Annotated in this window: 18 protein-coding genes; 10 read left to right on the top strand and 8 right to left on the bottom strand. The window is 66.9% G+C overall.

Annotated elements, in window-relative coordinates; all coding sequences use genetic code 11:
* Window positions 1-18 precede the first annotated feature (18 nt).
* The 5 genes from DU475_RS04770 to DU475_RS04750 all read right to left on the bottom strand — a co-directional run bounded on the left by DU475_RS04770 (window position 19) and on the right by DU475_RS04750 (window position 5,291).
* Window positions 19-288, bottom strand: a complete 270-nt coding sequence (locus DU475_RS04770; RefSeq protein ID WP_013504191.1) for a helix-turn-helix domain-containing protein — start codon at window positions 286-288, stop codon at window positions 19-21.
* Between the two features lie 170 nt (window positions 289-458).
* A complete protein-coding gene (locus DU475_RS04765) occupies window positions 459-2,510 on the bottom strand; it encodes an elongation factor G (protein ID WP_164630956.1) in 2,052 nt (683 codons plus the stop codon).
* 213 nt (window positions 2,511-2,723) lie between these two features.
* Window positions 2,724-3,197 carry a DUF992 domain-containing protein gene (locus DU475_RS04760; protein ID WP_164630954.1) on the bottom strand — a complete coding sequence of 158 codons (474 nt, stop codon included), beginning with the start codon at window positions 3,195-3,197 and terminating at the stop codon, window positions 2,724-2,726.
* Between the two features lie 243 nt (window positions 3,198-3,440).
* The gene (locus DU475_RS04755) at window positions 3,441-3,962 is read right to left on the bottom strand and encodes a DUF992 domain-containing protein (RefSeq protein WP_164630952.1); all 522 of its coding nucleotides are present in this window, start codon (window positions 3,960-3,962) and stop codon (window positions 3,441-3,443) included.
* Between the two features lie 126 nt (window positions 3,963-4,088).
* Window positions 4,089-5,291, bottom strand: coding sequence for a pyridoxal phosphate-dependent aminotransferase (locus DU475_RS04750; protein ID WP_164630988.1), 1,203 nt, complete (start codon window positions 5,289-5,291; stop codon window positions 4,089-4,091).
* A gap of 400 nt (window positions 5,292-5,691) precedes the next feature.
* On the opposite strand from DU475_RS04750, the gene DU475_RS04745 reads away from it, so the two are divergent.
* The 7 genes from DU475_RS04745 to DU475_RS04720 all read left to right on the top strand — a co-directional run bounded on the left by DU475_RS04745 (window position 5,692) and on the right by DU475_RS04720 (window position 11,448).
* Complete coding sequence (locus DU475_RS04745; RefSeq protein ID WP_164630950.1) at window positions 5,692-6,345, top strand: glutathione S-transferase family protein; 654 nt, start codon at window positions 5,692-5,694, stop codon at window positions 6,343-6,345.
* Window positions 6,346-6,483: 138 nt separating this feature from the next.
* The gene (locus DU475_RS04740; RefSeq protein ID WP_246700240.1) at window positions 6,484-6,636 is read left to right on the top strand and encodes an HtrA2 peptidase; all 153 of its coding nucleotides are present in this window, start codon (window positions 6,484-6,486) and stop codon (window positions 6,634-6,636) included.
* Window positions 6,637-6,746: 110 nt separating this feature from the next.
* The gene (locus tag DU475_RS04735) at window positions 6,747-7,910 is read left to right on the top strand and encodes a PQQ-dependent sugar dehydrogenase (protein ID WP_164630949.1); all 1,164 of its coding nucleotides are present in this window, start codon (window positions 6,747-6,749) and stop codon (window positions 7,908-7,910) included.
* Window positions 7,911-8,131: 221 nt separating this feature from the next.
* Window positions 8,132-8,980: a lyso-ornithine lipid O-acyltransferase gene (olsA, locus tag DU475_RS04730; RefSeq protein ID WP_164630946.1), complete on the top strand. Its 849-nt coding sequence runs from the start codon at window positions 8,132-8,134 to the stop codon at window positions 8,978-8,980.
* Window positions 8,981-9,300: 320 nt separating this feature from the next.
* Window positions 9,301-10,242, top strand: a complete 942-nt coding sequence (locus DU475_RS04725) for an aldo/keto reductase (protein ID WP_013504201.1) — start codon at window positions 9,301-9,303, stop codon at window positions 10,240-10,242.
* A gap of 292 nt (window positions 10,243-10,534) precedes the next feature.
* Complete coding sequence (locus DU475_RS24030; RefSeq protein ID WP_080964199.1) at window positions 10,535-10,744, top strand: cysteine-rich CWC family protein; 210 nt, start codon at window positions 10,535-10,537, stop codon at window positions 10,742-10,744.
* Window positions 10,741-11,448, top strand: a complete 708-nt coding sequence (locus DU475_RS04720) for an HAD family hydrolase (protein ID WP_164630944.1) — start codon at window positions 10,741-10,743, stop codon at window positions 11,446-11,448. The genes DU475_RS24030 and DU475_RS04720 overlap by 4 nt, the downstream gene beginning before the upstream one ends.
* Here DU475_RS04720 and DU475_RS04715 read toward each other — a convergent pair.
* Window positions 11,375-12,058 carry a TetR/AcrR family transcriptional regulator gene (locus DU475_RS04715; protein WP_502706839.1) on the bottom strand — a complete coding sequence of 228 codons (684 nt, stop codon included), beginning with the start codon at window positions 12,056-12,058 and terminating at the stop codon, window positions 11,375-11,377. The genes DU475_RS04720 and DU475_RS04715 overlap by 74 nt on opposite strands.
* 81 nt (window positions 12,059-12,139) lie before the next feature.
* Between DU475_RS04715 and DU475_RS04710 the strand changes: the two genes are divergently transcribed.
* Window positions 12,140-12,931 (top strand): crotonase/enoyl-CoA hydratase family protein, encoded by a 792-nt coding sequence (locus DU475_RS04710; RefSeq protein WP_164630940.1) that lies wholly within the window; start codon window positions 12,140-12,142, stop codon window positions 12,929-12,931.
* Here DU475_RS04710 and DU475_RS04705 read toward each other — a convergent pair.
* Window positions 12,919-13,614, bottom strand: a complete 696-nt coding sequence (locus DU475_RS04705) for a glutathione S-transferase family protein (RefSeq protein WP_164630937.1) — start codon at window positions 13,612-13,614, stop codon at window positions 12,919-12,921. The two genes, DU475_RS04710 and DU475_RS04705, sit on opposite strands and share 13 nt — an antisense overlap.
* Before the next feature lie 297 nt (window positions 13,615-13,911).
* Window positions 13,912-15,897 carry an alkyl/aryl-sulfatase gene (locus tag DU475_RS04700; protein WP_164630935.1) on the bottom strand — a complete coding sequence of 662 codons (1,986 nt, stop codon included), beginning with the start codon at window positions 15,895-15,897 and terminating at the stop codon, window positions 13,912-13,914.
* Between the two features lie 215 nt (window positions 15,898-16,112).
* On the opposite strand from DU475_RS04700, the gene DU475_RS04695 reads away from it, so the two are divergent.
* Both DU475_RS04695 and uvrB read left to right on the top strand, forming a co-directional pair.
* Window positions 16,113-17,165, top strand: a complete 1,053-nt coding sequence (locus tag DU475_RS04695; RefSeq protein ID WP_164630933.1) for a hypothetical protein — start codon at window positions 16,113-16,115, stop codon at window positions 17,163-17,165.
* 59 nt (window positions 17,166-17,224) lie between these two features.
* The coding region (uvrB, locus tag DU475_RS04690) for an excinuclease ABC subunit UvrB (RefSeq protein ID WP_246700239.1) at window positions 17,225-20,055 on the top strand (2,831 nt) is incomplete at its 3' end.

The following is a 20,055-nucleotide window of genomic DNA, read 5'->3' as shown; positions in this document are numbered from 1 at the left end:
GCTGCTGCACCGAAACCGTCAGGCCTCGTTGCGGGGCGGCGCCGGCTCTTTGAACCGGACGCCGCGGCCGCCGCCTTCGCTGCGGGAATTGTCTCCGATCAGGGTCACGCCGCAGCGGTCGAGCGCCTCGACGACCTTGGTGAGGGATTCCACCACACCGCGGACGTTGCCTTCGCTCGCCTCCATCCGCTGGATGGTCGGCAGCGACACGCCGGACAATTCGGCCAGCGTGCGCTGGTCGATGCCAAGCAGCGCGCGCGCGGCGCGCAATTGGGCTGCGGTCATCATGGGTGAGGCATGAACTCTGATGTCTGAAGGCTGTAATATGATGCCTTGAGCAGCACCATGCAAATAAAAAGTGGCTGGAGTGATGTTTAAAACATCAATCCAGCCGCTCCAGAGCAGTCATATTTTAGTGAGCGCCGGGCCGGAGCCTTCCCGCCCGGCGCTGGTCTGGGTCAGGCCGCCGCCTGACGGCGGGCAGCGACGATCTGGTCGGCGGTGCGTCCGGTGACCTCGGCCATATGGTCGAAGCCGCGGGTGAAGCTGCCGGCGCCGGCAGTGGCCGAGCGCAGCTCGACGATCAGGTCGCCGATCTCGGCCTCCGGCATGGTGGCCCGCACCGTGTCCCAACCCGGCCAGCCCTCGCGGGTATCGAAGCCGAGAATCTGGCCGCGCCGCCCGGACAGGATGGCGTTGACCTTGGCGGTGGCCTCGGTCGGGCAGACGATCTCGACGGTGTGGATCGGCTCCAGCAGCACCGGCTGGCACTGCGGCAGCGCCTCGGTGATGCCGATCCGCGCCGCGGTGCGGAATGCCTGATCCGAAGAATCGACGCTGTGGTACGAGCCATCCGTCAGTGTGACGTGGACATCGACCACCGGGAAGCCGAGCGGGCCGGCGCGCAGGCCGTCGATCACGCCCTCCTCCACCGCACCCATGTAGTTGCGCGGCACCGCACCGCCGACCACGGTCTCGGCGAAGGCGAAGCCCTCGCCGCGCGGCAGCGGCTTGATGTCGAGCACGACGTCGCCGAACTGGCCGTGGCCGCCGGACTGCTTCTTGTGCCGGCCGCGCTGGGTCACAGGCTTGCGGATGGTCTCGCGGTAGCCGATCGCCGGGGCATGCGACTTCACGGTGACGCCGTAACGGTCGTGCAGCCGCTCCAGCGTCACGCGCAGATGCATCTCGCCCTGACCCCACAGCACCATCTCGTGGCTCTGCGGATCGTGCACGACGGTCAGCGAGGGATCTTCCTCGTTCAGGCGCTGCAGCGCCTGGCCGAGCTTGACGTCGTCCTTGCGGTCGGCGGCGGCCAGTGCCATCGCCAGCACCGGCGGGACGGCGGAGACCTCGACCAGCGCGGCGGGTGCGGCCTTGCCGTTGGCGAAAGTGTCGCCGGTTTTGATCGCGTCGAGCTTGCCGAGCGCGACGACGTCGCCGGCCGAGGCCGACGAGCGCTTGCTGTCATGGCCGCCGCCGACCGCCTGAATGCCGGAGACACGTGCGGACTCGCCGGCCGACGACTGTACATTGTCGCCGTCGGCAAGCGTGCCGGACAGCACCCGGGCCAGCGACAGCTTGCCGCCGTGCTGCAGATGCTGAGTCTTGAAGACGTAGCCGACCGCTTCCTTGCCGGCGGTGACGCCGAGGCGCGCCGCGGTTTCGGTGACGTCCGGCGCCTCGTGGCGCAGCGCTTTCAACAGACGGAGCACGCCGTTCTCGCGCAGCGCCGAGCCGAGCAGCACCGGACAGATCACGCCTTCGCGCAGCTCGCGGGCAAGATCGTCGAATACCGAGTCGCGCGGCGGCTGGATGTCGTCGAGGAGTTGCTCCATCAGCGCGTCGTCGTGATCGGCGAGTTTCTCGAGCATCGAGAACCGCGCTTCCTTCTCGCGGTCGAGGTCGCCGCCTGCGAGATCGATCACTTCGGAGGGTTTGTGCTCCCGATAGACGAAGGCGCGCTCCAGGGCGAGGTCGACATAGCCGGCGATCAGCTCGCCGTTCCAGATCGGAATCTGGCGCAGCACCAGCGGGATGCGGGATGCCGGCTGCAGACTGTCGAGTACTTCGCGAATGCGTTTGTTGGCGCGATCGATCTTGTTCAGGAACAGGAATCTGGGAATGCCGAGATCTTCGAGTTCGCGCAGGATCAGCTGCAACTGCGGCAGCTTGCGCTCGTCGGCTTCGCACACCACCACGGCGGCGTCGACGGCGGGAAGCGCCGCGCGCATGTCGTGCGCGAATTCGACGGAGCCGGGACAATCGAGGAAGGTGTAGGTCTCACCCATGAACTGGGTGGTGACGGCGGTGAGGCTGAGGCCCATTTTGTGCTGGCGGGCCTCGGGGCTGGAATCGCCGTGCGAGGTGCCGGCATCGACCGAGCCGGCTCGTGGGATGGCGCCGGTCCGCGCCATGATCGCTTCAAGTAGTGTGGTTTTTCCGCTTTGGAATGGGCCCACCAGTGCAATGCACCGGGGACCACGGGGACTTCTGACGTCTTGTCCCATCGCCGCCTCCTGACTTTGGAGCTCGGCCCGTGATTGGGTCGGCAAGACGTGATGCTTTCGCAACACACGACACTTGGCAAGCGCGAAAAATTACGACGACACCATGTCGACCTTGAGCAGGATCAAGGACACTTAAAAAATAAGCGCTGCGACGCGTTTGCATCGCAGCGCAATGTTGCAAAGCTGGAATTGAACCGCAGCGGCCGCTGTTAGTTAGCGGCCGGGACGCAGCTCGAGTTCCTGCAGACCGACCGCGACGTTGACGCCGGTCTGGCCCTGCAGGCTGACCGGCTGCAGCGCGATCGAATTCGCCGAGCCGCCGATCAGGACGTTGGCGCCGACGCCGACGCCGACCGAGGCCGAGCCCTGCGCACCGGCGTAGTTACCAGCGAGATCGCCGGGGCCGAAACGCTCGACCGGCGCCAAGACCACCCAGCTCAGCGCGGTTTCCGGCGTGATACCGATGTCGAGCCCGACCTTGCGGATCGTGGCGACGTAAGGCGTATCCGGGCGGCCGTCGCTGCGCAGCACGCAGCCGAGATTAGTCACCGAGCCGACGATGAAGCCCATGCTGGCGCCGCCGCGGCATTCGAGCATGCCGACCCGCACCCGGTTCTGCTGTGCATCAGCAGCGGTGGCGGTCAATGCGGCGACGGCGAGTCCGACGAAAAGCGAGAGGCGGCGCATGGCAAAAATCTCCGGCGTAGGAAGGTGATGCGGAAGACGACTCGATTCGTTCGAACACCATCGAACAATCGCCGTCATCTAGTCACAGCAATGGCAAATCTTCAATGACAGCCGGCTCCGGCAAGCGCGGCGATGTGTCCGAGCGTGCGGCATTCGATTACAGAACGTATCTAAAACGCAAGAAGGGCCCGCGGATGCGGGCCCTTCTGCAAACGATATCGAGTGCGCCGTAAGCGCCGTCAATTAGTGATGACGATGATGGCGGCGATGCTTGCGGTAGTGCTTCTTGGCGATCGGCGCCGGCAGCAGCTGCACGTCGACGATACCCGCGGTGGCGTTCAGGCCGGTCTGGCCCTGCAGGCTGAGCGGCTGCAGCGCGAAGGCGTTGTTGGAGCCGCCGACCAGCAGGTTGCCGCCGACGCCGAAGCCGAACGACGCGTTGGCGCCGACGCCGCCGTAGCTGCCGCCGAGATCACCGCGGCCGATGCGACGGGTCGGAGCGTACACCGCCCAGGCCAGACCGGTGGTCTGGGTGAAGCCGAGGTCGACGCCGATGCGCTGCACATTCGCGATGTACGGCTCGGGACGACGGCCGTCGGTCCGGAACAGGCACTCAAGCTGGGTGGTCGAGCCGACCACATAACCGACGTTCGGACCGCCGGCGCATTCGATCACGCCGACCTGCACGCGCTGCTGCGCGCTCGCGCTCGCGACCGACGCGATCAGCGCGACCGCAGCGATGCCGAACTGTCTGAGGGTAAACATAGAAGCACACTCCAGATGTGGATTGAGATTGCGGGGGCGACAAAAAGGAAGCGTCTTGTCCAAAACAAGGCGCCTTCGCAGTTTTGGAACGAATCCTGTGAACCTTGCGGATTGTTAATGAAATATTTACCGCAAGTTTCCGCAGAACCGCTGGATGCGCTTGCAGGCGTCTTCCAGGTCCGAGGTTTTAGTCGCGTAGGAGATGCGGAAGGCCGGGCCGAGGCCGAACGCCGAACCCTGCACCACCGCGACGCCTTCCGCTTCCAGAAGCTCGGTGACGAAGTCCTGGTCGGTCTCGATCTTCTTGCCCGACGGCGCGGTCTTGCCGATGGTGCCGGCGCAGGACGGGTAGACGTAGAACGCCCCCTCCGGACGCGGGCAGTCGATCCCCGCCGCCTGGTTCAGCATCGACACCACCAGGTCGCGGCGCTCCTTGAACACCTTGTTGTGGGCGTCGATGAAGTCCTGCGGACCGTTGAGCGCCTCGACGGCGGCCCACTGGGCGATCGAGCACGGGTTCGAGGTCGACTGCGACTGGATCGTCGCCATCGCCTTGATCAGCTCGGCGGGGCCGCCGGCATAGCCGATCCGCCAGCCGGTCATGCAATACGCCTTCGACACGCCGTTCACCGTCAGGGTGCGATCGAACAGCTTCGGCTCGATCTGCGCCGGAGTGGTGAATTCGAAGTCGTCGTAGACCAGGTGCTCGTACATGTCGTCGGTCATCACCCAGACATGCGGGTGCTTGACCAGGACGTCGGTGAGCGCCTTCAGCTCGGCACGGGTATAGGCCGCGCCGGTCGGGTTCGACGGCGAGTTGAGGATGATCCACTTGGTCTTCGGCGTGATCGCCGCTTCCAGCGCCGCCGGCTGCAGCTTGAAGCCGAACTCGGCAGTGCACACCACCGGCACGCTTTCGCCGCCGGCGAGCGCGACCATCTCCGGATAGCTGACCCAATACGGCGCCGGGATGATCACCTCGTCGCCGGGATTCATGGTCGCGATCAGCGCGTTGTACAGCACCTGCTTGCCGCCGGTGCCGACGATGATCTGGTTCGGCTTGTAGGTCAGGCCGTTCTCGCGCTGAAACTTGTCGATGATCGCCTGCTTCAGCTCCGGAATGCCGTCGACCGCGGTGTACTTGGTCTTGCCGGCCTCGACCGCATGGATCGCCGCCAGCTTGATGTTGGCGGGAGTATCGAAGTCCGGCTCGCCGGAGCCCAGTCCGATGACGTTGCGCCCGGCCGCTTTCAGCTCACGCGCTTTGTCCGACACCGCGATGGTCGCGGAGGGCTTCACACGATCGAGCGCGGTGGCGAGGAACGGCATCGTCATCTCCTTGCAGCCGTCATGAGTCGGCATTTGGCGCGACTCTTCCATTTCTGACGGGAATGCTTCCACACTAAGCGTCGGCCCGTTGCATCGCAAGAAGCTTGCGGGAATGGTGGCATTGCCCGAACGCCGTACAACCGCCGGGATATGGGCCCGACAGCCGCTGTTGCCAGTCATGCGCGGCAGACCACCCTCACCGCCGATTTCGCATAGCGAAAGGACCAAATCGGTCGCAGCCGCGCGGTTTTCGGACCGCAGTCGCCGCCTTCGCAACGCGGCATGGGATTTCGATGCTTTCCAGCGCTTGGGGCTTGCGACGCCTGCCGGGGGGCATCATTGTTTAGCCGCGTTAGGCGCGGCAGATGCCGGCGGCAGGGAGAGCGAAGCGACCTTCAGGATGTACAAGCTCTATTCGATGCAGCGATCGGGAAACAGCTACAAGGTCCGCCTTGCGCTGGCGTTTCTCGATGCCCCCTACCGCGCGATCGAAGTCGATATCCTGCGCGGCGAAAGCCGCACGCCCGACTTCCTCGCCAAGAATCCGAGCGGCCAGGTGCCGCTGCTGGAAACCGCGCCGGGCCGTTACCTCGCCGAGTCCAACGCGATCCTGTGGTATCTGGCCGTCGGCACATCGCTGGCGCCGGACACGCGGATGGACCGCGCCGAAGCGCTGCAATGGATGTTCTTCGAACAGCACGCGCTGGAGCCGAACATCGGCTCGGCGTATTTCTGGCTGTGTCTGGTCAAGGGCGGCCGCGACCTGCAGACCCACGCGCTGGAGGATTGGCTGGAGCGCGGCTACGCGGCGCTGCAGGTGATGGAAAATCACCTCAAGACCAACGATTACTTCGCCGCCGGCCAGCTCACCATCGCCGACATCGCGCTGTACGGCTACACCCACGTCGCCGACCAGTGCGACTTCGACCTGTCGATGTTCCCGGCGGTCAACGCCTGGCTGCGCCGGGTCGAGCAGACGCCGGGGTTCATCACCATGGACTGGACCCCGGAAACCGAGGCCGCCGACGCGGCGAACTTCGCCGCCGAGGCTTGACGCCGGGCGGCTTGCTCGAATTCCGCCGCGATTTGGACATGTTTGGCGCGCCTCGGCGCCGCACAAGCGCCCGTGATTGCAGGAGAATCCAACTGCCTGCGGTGATTCGCGGGCGTTTTGGTTCGAGGATTTCGAGTCATGCATTCGTCGCCCGGCTTCATCCGGCCCGTCGCGCACGTCACCTCCGCCCGCCTGCTGCGCGCCGTAGCCGCGTCGCTGTTGATCGCGGTCGCCTCGCTCGGCGCCATCCTGGCGCTGACGCTGCTGTCGCCGCAGCTCGTTGCGGCATGACGACGCCTTTCGCGCGGCAATCACCTCGGTCACGATCTTTTCCCATCACCGCGCGTTGAACCACGCGCCGACCCGCAGCCGCGACGGCCATCCTGCGACAAGGCATTGCGATGAAGGCACCGATCGTCTGGGTTTCCGGCACGCTGACCGCCGCCACCGCGCTGGTCGGCTCGCTGCTGATCATCACCGCCAGCCGCGGCGCCGGCGCCACGTTCGAATCCTCCGCCGGTCCCCTGGCGGTGCAGACGGTGGCGGAGGATCTGGTGCATCCGTGGGGACTGGCGTTCCTGCCCGACGGCCGGATGCTGGTGACCGAGCGCCCAGGCCGGCTGCGGCTGGTGACGCAGCAGGGCCAGGTGTCGAAGCCGCTGCCGGGCGTGCCGGAGGTATGGGCCTCGGGCCAGGGCGGACTGCTCGACGTCGCCACCGACAAGGACATCGCCACCAACCGCACGATCTACCTGTGCTACGCCGAACGCGACGGCCGCGGCGGCCGCACGGCGGTGGCACGCGCTCGGTTGAGCGACGGCGATGCGCCGCGGCTCGACGACGTCAAAGTGATCTTCCGCCAGCAAGGGCCGCTATCGTCCGGCAATCATTACGGCTGCCGGATTGCGCAAGCCGCCGACGGCAATCTGTTCGTCACTCTCGGCGAGCACTACGCCTATCGCGATCAGGCGCAGAGCCTGTCCAACCATCTCGGCAAGATCGTCCGGATTGCGCCGGACGGCAGCGTGCCGGCCGGCAATCCGTTCGCCGACCGCGACGGCGCCAAGCCGGAGATCTGGAGCCTCGGGCACCGCAATCCGCAGGGCCTCGCCTTCAATCCCGCCGACGGCAGCCTGTGGGAGGTCGAGCACGGCCCGCGCGGCGGCGACGAGGTCAACATCATCCGCAAGGGCGAGAACTACGGCTGGCCGGTGATCGGCTACGGCATCGACTATAGCGGCGCCAAGATCCACGAGGCGACGGCCAAGCCCGGGATGCAGCAGCCGATCAAATACTGGGTGCCGTCGATCTCGCCGAGCGGCATGGCGTTCTACACCGGCAAGCTGTTTCCGACCTGGAAAGGAAGCCTGTTCCTCGGTGCGCTGTCGGGGCAGATGCTGGTGCGGCTGTCGCTGCAGGGTGACAAGGTCACCGGCGAAGAGCGGCTGCTGCAGGCGCTGAACGAGCGGATCCGCGATGTCCGCCAGGGTCCCGACGGTGCGCTGTGGCTGCTCACCGACAGCGACGCGGGCCGGATTCTGCGGGTAGCGCCGGCAAGCGAGTGAACCGCAGTCTCGGCCGGCAAATCCGCTCGCCTCGGTCACTTTTACACGTCAACGACTCGTTAAGATGTAGTTGACGCGTCACTGCCGTGTAACAAACTACCGCTAGGGTCCGCTCGCGTCTGATCGAGGCCCCCCGTCGCCGATCAACGTCCCCAGCGGTCCCCGTCAGTCGCCGCGTCTGACCGGGGCCGCACCTTTTTGAGCGGCCCAAAGTCATTGCCATGCTGCGATTTATCCTGGTCATCGCCGCCGTTGTCCCGCTGACGCTGACGCTGCTGCCGGTCCATCTGCTGGCGAAGCGGTTCGGCTGGCGCGCGCAGCGCACGATTCCGCAATTGTATCACCGCATCGTCTGCGTGCTGATCGGCGTCCGCATTCATCAGGTCGGCCGCCGCTGCGACGGGCCGGTGCTGATCCTGTCCAATCACGTCTCCTGGCTCGACATCTGCGTGATTTCCGCGGTGGCGCCGGTGTCGTTCATCGCCAAGAGCGAAGTCGCGACCTGGCCGGTGTTCGGCGCGCTGGCGCGCTGGCAGCGCACCGTGTTCATCGACCGTCAGGCGCGGCATCGCACCGGCGAGGCGACGCGCGAAATCGGCGCGCGGCTGCAGGACGGCGACGCCATGGTGCTGTTCGCCGAGGGCACCTCGTCCGACGGCAGCCGGGTGCTGCCGTTCCGCTCGGCGCTGGTCGGCGCGGTGCATCACGCGATCGGCGAACAGACCGGCACCGTCGTCGCGGTGCAGCCGATGGCGGTGACCTATACGGGTCTCAGCGGCCTGCCGATCGGCCGCGAACTGCGCGACCGGGTCGCTTGGTACGGCGATGCCGACCTGATCCCGCATTTCGTCGCGCTGCTGACCGCGGGCGCGATCGATGTCACCGTGAGCTGGGGCGATGCGGTCGCAACCTCGACGACCGCCGACCGCAAGCAGATCACCCGCGACGCCGAACAATCGGTGCGGCGGATGTGCGAAGCCGCCCGCCGCGCCGGCATGCGCGGCGCCATCGCGCCGCGCCCCACTGCTGCCCCGGTGACGACGCCCGACGTGCAGCCGGAAGCGGCGTAGCGCGCGCTGCACTCGGCACTGCCGCAAGCCGTCATTCCGGGGCGATCGCGCAAGCGAGCGAACCCGGAATCCCGAAGATGTAGGCCGCCCGCCGTGCCCCAAACTGCGTGATTCCGGGTTCACGCGCTGACGCGCGTGCCCCGGAATGACACCCGGGTTAGGCATGAGTAACAGGTCAGATGGCGCGCCGAGAACGGCTTTCGCATCCGTGATGCCGTCACGACGCACGGCCTGACGCGGCTGTGATCGGGGCGCTGCCTTGCGGCGCTGCGGGGCGCGCGCCACAATGCACCGCTTCAAGCATCTCTCAAGGACACTTCATGGACATTCGCAATCTCGGCGGCAGCGGCCTGCGGGTCTCGGTCGTCGGCCTCGGCTGCAACAATTTCGGCCAGCGCACCGATCCCGAGACCTCGAAGCAGGTGATCCACAAGGCGATCGACCTCGGCGTCACGCTGTTCGACACCGCCGACATCTATGCCGGCATGGGCGGCTCGGAGACCGTGCTCGGCAATGTGCTCGGCGACCGCCGCAAGGACATCGTGCTGGCGACCAAGTTCTGCAAGCCGATGGCGACCGACGGCACCAAGCAGGGCGCCTCGCGGCGCTACATCGTCGAGGCGGTCGAGGCCAGCCTGAAGCGGCTGAAGACCGACTGGATCGACCTGTATCAGCAGCACGACTACGATCCGCTGACGCCGATCGACGAGACGCTGCGTGCGCTCGACGACCTGATCCGCGCCGGCAAGGTGCGCTACATCGGCAATTCGAATTTCCCGGCGTGGCGGATCGCCGAGGCCGAATACGTCGCCCGCGCGCTCGGCACCCATCGCTTCATCTCGTGCCAGGACGAATACAGCCTCGTCGTCCGCGACATCGAGAAAGACCTGCTGCCGGCCGCGCAGGAATACAAGCTCGGCCTGCTGCCGTTCTTCCCGCTGGCCAGCGGGCTTCTCACCGGCAAATATCAGCGCGGCACGGAAGCGCCGGCACACACCCGCTTCGCCAAGATGCCGGCGATCCGCGACCGCTACTTCACCGAGGTCAATCTCAACGTCGTCGATCAGCTCAAGGCGTTCGCCGAAGCACGCGGCCATTCGCTGCTCGAACTGGCGTTCTCCTGGCTCGCCTGCCGGCCGCAGGTCTCCAGCGTGATCGCCGGCGCCACCACGCCGGAGCAGATCGAGCAGAACGTCAAGGCCGCGAGCTGGAAGCTGACGGCCGAGGAGATGGCGGAGGTCGACGCGATTACGAAGGGGTAGCTGGCGGTTACGCCCCGTCCGCCTTCACGCGGTCATTCCGGGGCGCGCCTGAAAGGGCGCGAAACCGAAATCTCGAGGTGTTCTGCATTGAGGCCCTTCGCCCTGCACAGCGGGATTCCGGGTTCGCTCGCTGCGCGAGCGCCCCGGAATGACAGGTGGAGAGATCGCGCCCGTTCTCCGGATCCTGACTGCCGCCGCCCCCCTCGCGTCCGCGACCTTCCGCGTATTGCTTCGCGGCCCAGGCGGAGTACGCTGCGAGCGTGTTTCAACCAGTGTTCACCGATCCTTGCTCATGCCGCTCCGCCCGACCTCGTCCGCCACACCTTCGCCGCCGCCGCGGCGGTTGATCTGCGCCGGCTGCGGCGCAGAGTTTTCGTGCACGATGGATAGCGGCTGCTGGTGCTCGGCGGAGCCGGCGCATCTGCCGCTGCCGTCGGACGCGGTCGATTGCCTGTGCCCGGACTGTCTGCGCGAGGCCGCAAAGGCGAGCCGCAAATCGTGAGGGCCGTGCAGGACTGGCTGATCGCAGCGGTGCTGCTCGATATGGACGGCACGCTGGTCGATACCGAACGGGTCTATCTGGAAAGCCTGACCGAGGTGCTGAACGGGTTCGGCCTGCCGGATGCGATCGAAACCTGCGAGTCGATGATCGGGCTGCCCGGGCCGGAGTGCCAGGCGCTGCTGGTCGCGCGCTACGGCGAGGCGCTGCCGCTGCCCGACATCAACCGCGCCTTCGTCCAGAAGCGCGACGCCCGGTTCGCGCCAGGCCTGCCGGTGAAGCCCGGCACCTGCGAACTGCTCGATGCGCTCGACGAGGCGCGCTGCCCGGTGGCGGTGGTGACGTCGTCGTCGCGCAAGACCGCCGACCTGCACCTGACGCTCGCCGGCATCCGCGCGCGGTTTGGTACCATCCTCACTCGGGACGACGTCGCCCACGGCAAGCCGGCACCGGATCTGTATCTGCTCGCCGCCGACCGGCTCGGCGTGCCGCCGGCGAATTGCATCGCGGTGGAGGATTCCAGCGTCGGCGTCACCGCGGCGGCCGCCGCAGGCGCCATCACCCTGATGGTGCCGGACCTGCTGCAACCCGATGCCACGACCCGCGGCAGATGCGCCGCGGTGCTACCGGATCTCAACGCGGTGCGGAGTTTGCTCGAGATCCGCGGCCGGTTCGCGACATCGGACGCGTTGGCCGCGACGCGGTGACCCGGCGCGGCAGCGCCGCCGCCACCAGCCTGGCCGCCGCCGCGCCCGCGGTCTCCATGTAGCTCGCATCGCGATGCAGCAGCACCACGGCGAACGAGCCGTCGAGCAAGAGCAGCATCTGCCGCGCCAGCTCGTCTGCCTCGCCGATGCCCGCCTCCGCGAACGTATCGCGCAGCCAGCGCTCGAATTTCTTCTTGTGCGCGGCGCCGATCTTGATCGCCGGATGGCCCGGCAGATTGGCAAGCTCCGCCGAGGTGCGCAGGAAGCCGCAGCCCTTCCATTTCGGATGCCGCGCGGCGCGGGCAAGATTCCTGAAGATGCCCTCGACCTTGGCCGGCAGCGCGCCCGGCGTGTCCTCGAACCACTGCCGGAACAGCGCCAAGTTCGGCTGGTCGCGCCCCTCAAGATAGGCGGCGACCAGATCGTCCTTGCTGCGGAAGTGATAATACAGCGTCCGCTTGGTGACGCCGGCCTTCTCGGCCACCGCGTCGACCCCGACGGCGCGGATGCCCTCGGCATAGAACAGCTTGGCGGCTGCGGCGACGATGCGCTCGCGCGTGGTATTGCTCTCGCGGGTCTTCGGAGCTGCTGCGGACATTCGGACGGTCATCTCGCCAATGTATACCGCCCAGTGAATATACACAACGCGATGCCCGCGGTAGCGATCGGACGACCCGATGGAGACCCGGACATGACCGAGCTGATACCGATGGAGCTGCGCGACGGCGTTGCGCTGCTGACCCTGAACCGCCCCGACAAACTGAACGCGCTGAACTACGCGCTGATCGACCGGCTGATGCAGCGGCTCGACGCGATCGAGGTCGATGACGCGATCCGCGCCGTGATCCTCACCGGCGCCGGCGAGCTGGCGTTTTCAGCCGGCGCCGACATCGCCGAGTTCTCCGGCAGCGTCGCGCGCGGCGCTGATCATGCGGTGCGCGATTTCGTCCGCCGCGGCCAGACCATGACGGCGCGGCTGGAGAGCTTTTCCAAGCCGGTGATCGCGGCGGTGAACGGCCTTGCTTACGGCGGCGGCTGCGAGATCACCGAGGCGGTGCATCTGGCGGTCGCCAGCGAACGCGCCCGGTTCGCCAAACCGGAGATCAAGCTGGCGATGCCGCCGACCTTCGGCGGCACCCAGCGGCTGCCGCGCCTCGCCGGCCGCAAGCGCGCCCTGGAGCTGTTACTCACCGGCGAGCCGTTTTCACCCGCGCATGCGCTGGCGATCGGCCTGGTCAATCGCGTGGTGCCGCATGGCGACCTGCTCTCTGCGGCCGACGCGCTGGCACGGCAGATCATCCGGCATCCGCCGGGCGCGGTTGCGGCGGTGATCACCGCTGCAACGCGCGGGCTCAATCTGTCGATCGACGAGGGCCTGCTGGTCGAGCGCGCGCAATTCGCCGCGCTGGCCGGCGGCGAGGAGCTGGCACGCGGCCTCGCCGACTGGCGCAATCGGGCACGCGGCCCGGCTCAGACCGGATAGCCCGGCGTGGCGCGCGCCAGGCCGCCGAACGCATCGAGCAGCCGCTCGCGCCAGGCATAGACCGGGTCATCGTTCTTCAGCAGTTGGAAATCGCTGACGATGCGCGCCCATTGGAAGCCGCCGAACACGCTGTAGTCGGCGTAGTTCGGCGCCGCGCCGCCGATGAAGGCTTGCGTCTTCAGCGTCAGCCGCAGCGGATCGAGCGACTTACGGAAGCCCTCCACCGCCTTGTCTCGGCCGGCCGACACCTCTTCGAGCGACCTGTTGAACCGCGCTTCGCGCGATGCGCGGAAATAGGCCGCGTCCTCGGGGCGCAGATGGCCGACGATGTCGGCGACGATCAACGGGAAGATGCCGCCGACGATCGCAAGATCGCCCCACCAGTTCAGCATCCGCGCCATCGCCCGGCCGCCGTCGCCGCCGAACAGCGACGGCCGGTCCGGATAGGCGTCTTCGAGATAGTTGGCGATCGCCCAGGAGTCGGAGACCGTCTTGTCGCCGTCGAGCAGCACCGGCACTTTCTCGGAGCCGTACGGCGCGATCGCCGCCTTATCGGTGAAGCGCCACGGAATCGTCTCCGCTTGCAGCCCCTTGTGCGCCAGCGCCATCCGCGTCCGCCACACGAACGGCGAAAACGGCCGGCCCACATCGGCCCCGACCAGTTCGAACAGTTTGAGAGTCATGTCGCGCGTCCTCGGGTCTCGCGTTGGTCGCGGGCGCTCGCCGAACATTCCGGCGCCGGGCGCTCGCCACACACGTCACGTCATCGCCGGACTTGATCCGGCGATCCATTTCTTCAAGATGATGGATGCGCGGGTCAAGCCCGCGCATGACGGGATTTTTGATGCATCGACCGTCATACCGGGGCGCCGCGCAGCGGCAAACCCGGAATCTCATTGGACTACCTGCCGAACCAACTTCTGGATTCCGGGTTCGCGCCTGAAAGGCGCGCCCCGGAATGACGTGCGCGAGAGGCGCCCCTACTCCAGCTTCGCCCTGACCGGCTCGATCACTTCGAAGTTCGGCGAGAACTCCTCGAACAGGCCGAACAGTTCGCGCAGCTTCAGCGGGTTGCCGCTGACCCAGAGGTCGCCGCTCAGCACGGCGCCGAGGAAGCCGCGCTGTTTCAGCGAGATCGCGTCGAAGGTGGCGCGGTTCAGCGTGACGCTGACGTCGGCATTGTCGGACAGCTTGCCGGCCACGTGAGTCAGCGCCGAATTCTCCAGGTTCATGGTGTAGGTCTCCTTCAGGTCGGTGAAGGTCCAGTTCACCACGATGTGCTTGCCTTCGGCCTTGGCCGCGTTCAGCCGCACCGCGAGGAAATCGAACGCCAGATCGATCGACACGCCCTTGAGCAGATCCGGATTGGCGGTGCTGACCGGCATCGGGGTGAGGCCGCTGCGCAGTTCCTGCGCGCCGAGCAGATAGGCGTTGCGCCAAGTCGCCGCCTCGGCCTGATAGCCGAGCTGCTCCAGCGCGTCGGCGCCGAGCGCGCGGGCTTCGGTGTTGGACGGATCGGCGAACACCAGCTTGCTGGCGACGCTCGCGACCCAGCGATACTGCCCGGCCTTGTAGTCGTCGCGGGCGCGCGCCAGCACCGCAGCGGCGCCGCCCATATAGTCGATCTCCTTCCTGGCCTGCTCGGCGCGCGGCAGCGGATCGAGATCGGCCGGGTTGGCGTCGTACCAGCCGAGATAGAACTGATACACCGCCTTGGCGTTGTGACTGACCGAACCGTAATAGCCGCGCGCTGCGAATTCGCCGGCGAGCGAGGGCGGCAGTTTCAACCGTTCGGCGATCTCGGTCGGCGTCAGTCCGTGATTGAGCAGCCGCACGCTCTGGTCGTGGATGAATTTGTAGACGTCGCGCTGCTTCTTCAGATAGCCGACGACGCGGTCGCGGCCCCACACCGGCCAATGGTGCTGCGCGATCACCACCTCGGTCCTGTCGCCGTAGCGGGCTATCGCCTCGCCGATATATTTCGACCACAGCCGGCCGTCGCGGATCGCGGCGCCGCGCAGGGTGTAGAGGTTGTGCAGCGTGTGGGTGGTGTCCTCCGCCATGTTCAGCACTCTGAACTGCGGATAGTACGAGATCATCTCGGACGGTGCCTCCGACTCCGGCACCAGATGGAATTCGATCTCGACGCCGTCGATCGTCCGCGTCTCGTAAGGCTGCTTGATCACATCGTTCGGTGCGATCAGCGACACCGCGCCGTTCGCCAGCGCCTTGCCGAGGCCGGCATCGACCTGGCCGCGGTCGCCGACCGGCAGGGCGATGCCGAACTGGAACTGAGCGCGGCGGCTCATGGCGTTGCCGGCGATGACATTCTCCGCCACCGCATGTTCCATGAAGCCGGTCGGCGCGATCACCTTGACCTTGCCGCTGGCGGCGTCGGCCTCGTCGATCAGGCCGCGCGCGCCGCCGAAATGGTCGATGTGGCTGTGGGTGTAGATCAGCGCCACCACCGGCTTGTTCGGACGGTGCTGGTAGTACAGATCCAGCGCCGCCTTGGCGGTCGGTACCGTCAGCGTGGTATCGGTCACGATCAGACCGGTGTCGCCTTCGACGATGGTGACGTTGGCGATGTCCAGCCCGCGGACCTGATAGACCCGCTCGGCGACCTGAAACAGGCCATTGGCGAGATTGAGCTGCGCCTGCCGCCACAGGCTCGGGTTCACGGTCGGCGGCGATGCTCCGCCTTTCAGGAAATCGTAGGGCTTCAAATTCCACACCGGCGGCGCGCCCGCGGCACCGGCGACGACGCCGTCCGGCAGCGGCGCGATCAGGCCGCGCTGCGCATCCTCGAAGTCGGCGCGGTCGGCCAGCGGCAGCGCCTTCGCCACCGCATCGTTGGCGGCGCGGGTCGCCGGCTCCGCGTCGTTGGGCTGGGCGGCCAGCGGCGCGGCCAGCAGCGACATCGCGGCGGCAGCCGCCAATGCCAATGACGGTATAATTCGTGCCATGATCAATCTCCGAAAGGGCACGGATCATCGCCCGGTTCCCGTCGCGATGGCCATCGCAATCCTGCTCGCGACATTGAAATTTCCTCCCTCGGTTTCAGCTCTCCACAGCTCCTGTTTTTCCCGCACTGCAAAGTATTCCGTAACGCGAATTGAACATGATCACTCCTCACTGACACTACCGGCGGCCGCGAGCGGCCCGGTGGAGGGGAGCGACGATGCGCTATTCGGCCGAAGACCTGCAGGCGGCGACCCAGGCTGGCATCATCACGCCGGCACAGGAGGCGGCGCTCCGCACCTTCCTGGACGCCCGGCGACCGGCGGCCGCGAGCGACGGCCCGCGCTTCGATATCGTGCATCTGCTCTGGTACGCGGGCGCGCTGATCGTGATCAGTGCCATGGGGCTGTTCTCGACCATGGCGTTCGCCGGCCTCGGCGGCGCGGCGCTGACCGCCACCGCGCTGATCTACGCCGTCGCGTTCTGGTGGACCGGGCACTATCTGTGGCACGTGAAAGATCTGCGCACGCCGGGCGGGTTGTGCATCGCCGTGGCGGTCGGGATGATGCCGCTCGCGGTGTTCGGCGTGCAGGAGGCGTTCGGGCTGTGGTCCGAATTCGGCAAGCCAGACACCGTTCGCAGCTTCTACATCTGGGTCAAAGGCAGCTTCATCTTCATGGAGCTTGCCACCATCGTGGCGACGCTGGTGGCGCTGGCGTTCTACCGCTTTCCGTTCATCGTGTTTCTGATGGCGGTGGCGCTGTGGTTCCTGTCGATGGACCTGGTGCCGTGGATCACCGGCACGCCGCATGGCGACTTCGAAACCGCCCGCAAGGTCTCGATCGGCTTCGGCGCCGGCATGGTGATCGCCGCGGTGATCGTGCATCTGCGCCAGCGCAGCGGCGACTTCGCATTCTGGCTGTATCTGTTCGGCGTGATGACGTTCTGGGGCGGCATCACCGCGACCTCGAACGGGACCAACCTGGACAAGGCGCTGTACTGCGCCATGAACGTCGTCTTCCTCGGCTTTGCCGTGGTGCTGGGCCGGCGGGTGTTCGCGGTGTTCGGCGCGCTCGGGATCGCGATCTATCTCGGCGATCTCGCCGAAAAACTGTTCCGCGACTCGCTGCTGTTCCCGTTCGCGCTGTCGTTGATCGGCATCGCCATCATCGCGCTCGGGCTGTTCCTGCATCGCCGCCAGCCGGCAATCGAAGCGTGGTGCGACGCGCGGCTGCCGAAGGGGATGCGGCGTCTGCGGGTGGTGCCGGCCTAGGCGACACGAGTGGGCGGCGCACCCTTTATTCGCCCCCCGCTTCGCCCCATATTGCCGGCATGGCGAAGACTCCCGACAAGCCTGGCAAGCCGGCAAAAACCCCGAAATCCAAGGCCCACCGGCCCGACGTGAAGCCGATTGGGCCGGCGCTGGCCGAACTTCTGAATCCGGCGCTGAATCGCGGCGACGCGGGCCTCGGCTCCGGCACCGGCTTGCAGCCGCCGCCCGACAATTCGCACGACCGCCGCACCGGCGGCGAGGCCGCCGTGCATCGTGGCCGTGCTTCGACGGCGAAGGTCGGCGACGGCGTCACGCCGCGTCCGACGGCGCTGCAGCCTTATCCGCAGCCGCCCGGCGCGAGCCGAGGCGGCCTGAACGAGGCGCCGCAGGCGAATTACGGAACCGCCGCCACCATTCCGACGCTCGATCCGGAACTGGCGCGGCAGCTCGGGTTGCCGACCGAAGAGGACGACGCCGAGGCGCTGGCGCGGCCGCCGCGCAGCAAGATGGAAGCGCTCGGCGTCAAGGCCACCGCCGACGCGCTGGAAAACCTGATCCGAGACGGGCGCCCCGAGTTCAAGGGCGAGGACGGCAGCGTCAAGCTGTGGGTGCCGCACCGGCCGCCGCGGCCGGAGAAGTCCGAAGGCGGCGTCCGCTTCGTCATCAAGTCGGACTACGAGCCGAAGGGCGACCAGCCGACCGCGATCAAGGAGCTGGTCGAAGGCATCGATCGCAACGATCGCACCCAGGTGCTGCTCGGCGTCACCGGCTCGGGCAAGACCTACACCATGGCCAAGGTGATCGAGGCGACGCAGCGCCCGGCGATCATCCTGGCGCCGAACAAGACGCTGGCGGCGCAGCTCTACGGCGAGTTCAAGAACTTCTTCCCCGACAACGCGGTCGAGTATTTCGTCTCGTACTACGATTACTACCAGCCTGAAGCCTACGTTCCGCGCACCGACACCTATATCGAGAAGGATTCCTCGATCAACGAGCAGATCGACCGGATGCGCCACGCCGCGACCCGGGCGCTGCTGGAGCGCGACGACGTCATCATCGTCGCCTCGGTGTCGTGCATCTACGGTATCGGCTCGGTCGAAACCTATACGGCGATGACCTTCGCGCTGAAGCGCGGCGAACGCATCGACCAGCGCGCACTGATCGCCGATCTGGTAGCGCTGCAGTACAAGCGCACCCAGGCCGACTTCACCCGCGGCACTTTCCGGGTGCGCGGCGACGTCATCGACATCTTCCCGGCGCACTATGAGGATCGCGCCTGGCGGGTGAAGATGTTCGGCGATGAGATCGAGGGCATCGAGGAATTCGACCCGCTCACCGGCCACAAGCAGGACGAGCTGGAATTCGTCAAGATCTACGCCAATTCGCACTATGTGACGCCGCGGCCGACGCTGATCCAGGCGATCTCCTCGATCAAGACCGAGCTGAAATGGCGGCTTGATCAATTGCATGCGCAGGGCCGCCTGCTCGAAGCGCAGCGGCTGGAGCAGCGCACCACCTTCGACATCGAGATGATGGAAGCGACCGGCTCCTGCGCCGGCATCGAGAACTACTCGCGCTATCTCACCGGGCGCCGCCCCGGCGAGCCGCCGCCGACGCTGTTCGAATACGTGCCCGACAACGCCCTGGTGTTCGCCGACGAAAGCCACGTCTCGGTGCCGCAGATCGGCGCGATGTTCAAGGGCGACTTCCGCCGCAAGGCGACGCTGGCCGAATACGGCTTCCGGCTGCCGTCCTGCATGGACAACCGGCCGCTGCGGTTCGAGGAGTGGGACATGATGCGGCCGCAGACGGTCGCGGTGTCGGCAACGCCGGCGGCGTGGGAGCTGAACGAGAGCGGCGGCGTGTTCGTCGAGCAGGTCATCCGCCCCACCGGACTGATCGATCCGCCGGTCGACATCCGCCCGGCCCGCACCCAGGTCGACGATCTGGTCGGCGAAGTCCGCGCCACCGCGGCGCGCGGCTATCGCACGCTGATCACCGTGCTGACCAAGCGGATGGCCGAGGATCTCACCGAGTTCCTGCACGAGCAGGGCATCCGCGTGCGCTACATGCATTCGGACATCGACACCATCGAGCGCATCGAGATCATCCGCGACCTGCGGCTCGGCGCGTTCGACGCGCTGGTCGGCATCAACCTGCTGCGCGAAGGTCTCGACATTCCGGAATGCGCGCTGGTGGCGATCCTCGATGCCGACAAGGAAGGCTTTCTGCGCAGCGAGACGTCGCTGATCCAGACGATCGGCCGCGCCGCGCGTAACGTGGACGGCAAGGTGATCCTGTATGCCGACCAGATCACCGGCTCGATGCAGCGCTCGATCGACGAGACCAATCGCCGCCGCGAGAAGCAGATCGAATACAACACCGCGCACGGCATCACGCCGGAGAGCGTCAAGAAGTCGATCGGCGACATCCTCAACAGCGTGTACGAGCGCGACCATGTGCTGGTCGAAATCGGCGACGGCAAGGGCGCCGGCTTCACCGACGACGCCGCTGTGATCGGCCACAATTTCGAGGCGGTGCTGGCCGACCTCGAAACCAGGATGCGCGAAGCCGCCGCCGACCTGAACTTCGAGGAAGCCGCAAGGCTGCGCGACGAAGTCAAACGCCTCCGCGCCACCGAGCTCGCGGTGATCGACGATCCGACCGTGAAGCAGCGCAAGGTCGCCGACAAAGCCGGGGCTTACGCCGGCGCCAAGCGCTACGGCGCGGCCGCGAACCTGCCGGCCGAGGCAGGCAAAGGCGGACGCGGCAAGGCTGGAGCGCGCGGCGCCGCGTCGGGCGACAGTGTTTCGCGAGGCGGCGCCGTCTCGTCACCCTCCCCCTTGCGGGGAGGGTCGGCCGAAGGCCGGGGTGGGGGTGCCCCGAGCAC

The sequence above is a fragment of the Rhodopseudomonas sp. WA056 genome (genome assembly GCF_010906995.1).
GTDB classification, from domain to species: domain Bacteria; phylum Pseudomonadota; class Alphaproteobacteria; order Rhizobiales; family Xanthobacteraceae; genus Rhodopseudomonas; species Rhodopseudomonas palustris_G.
Note: the sequence above shows the minus strand (reverse complement) of the source record. Positions and strands in the feature narration are given on the sequence as shown.

What these genes read in the sequence shown, in the direction of transcription:
- DU475_RS04770 (WP_013504191.1), bottom strand. Translation starts at nt 288, where the DNA reads ATGATGACCGCAGCCCAATTGCGCGCCGCGCGCGCGCTGCTTGGCATC.
- DU475_RS04765 (WP_164630956.1), bottom strand. Translation starts at nt 2,510, where the DNA reads ATGGGACAAGACGTCAGAAGTCCCCGTGGTCCCCGGTGCATTGCACTG.
- DU475_RS04760 (WP_164630954.1), bottom strand. Translation starts at nt 3,197, where the DNA reads ATGCGCCGCCTCTCGCTTTTCGTCGGACTCGCCGTCGCCGCATTGACC.
- DU475_RS04755 (WP_164630952.1), bottom strand. Translation starts at nt 3,962, where the DNA reads ATGTTTACCCTCAGACAGTTCGGCATCGCTGCGGTCGCGCTGATCGCG.
- DU475_RS04750 (WP_164630988.1), bottom strand. Translation starts at nt 5,291, where the DNA reads ATGCCGTTCCTCGCCACCGCGCTCGATCGTGTGAAGCCCTCCGCGACC.
- DU475_RS04745 (WP_164630950.1), top strand. Translation starts at nt 5,692, where the DNA reads ATGTACAAGCTCTATTCGATGCAGCGATCGGGAAACAGCTACAAGGTC.
- DU475_RS04740 (WP_246700240.1), top strand. Translation starts at nt 6,484, where the DNA reads ATGCATTCGTCGCCCGGCTTCATCCGGCCCGTCGCGCACGTCACCTCC.
- DU475_RS04735 (WP_164630949.1), top strand. Translation starts at nt 6,747, where the DNA reads ATGAAGGCACCGATCGTCTGGGTTTCCGGCACGCTGACCGCCGCCACC.
- olsA (WP_164630946.1), top strand. Translation starts at nt 8,132, where the DNA reads ATGCTGCGATTTATCCTGGTCATCGCCGCCGTTGTCCCGCTGACGCTG.
- DU475_RS04725 (WP_013504201.1), top strand. Translation starts at nt 9,301, where the DNA reads ATGGACATTCGCAATCTCGGCGGCAGCGGCCTGCGGGTCTCGGTCGTC.
- DU475_RS24030 (WP_080964199.1), top strand. Translation starts at nt 10,535, where the DNA reads ATGCCGCTCCGCCCGACCTCGTCCGCCACACCTTCGCCGCCGCCGCGG.
- DU475_RS04715 (WP_502706839.1), bottom strand. Translation starts at nt 12,058, where the DNA reads ATGACCGTCCGAATGTCCGCAGCAGCTCCGAAGACCCGCGAGAGCAAT.
- DU475_RS04710 (WP_164630940.1), top strand. Translation starts at nt 12,140, where the DNA reads ATGACCGAGCTGATACCGATGGAGCTGCGCGACGGCGTTGCGCTGCTG.
- DU475_RS04705 (WP_164630937.1), bottom strand. Translation starts at nt 13,614, where the DNA reads ATGACTCTCAAACTGTTCGAACTGGTCGGGGCCGATGTGGGCCGGCCG.
- DU475_RS04700 (WP_164630935.1), bottom strand. Translation starts at nt 15,897, where the DNA reads ATGGCACGAATTATACCGTCATTGGCATTGGCGGCTGCCGCCGCGATG.
- DU475_RS04695 (WP_164630933.1), top strand. Translation starts at nt 16,113, where the DNA reads ATGCGCTATTCGGCCGAAGACCTGCAGGCGGCGACCCAGGCTGGCATC.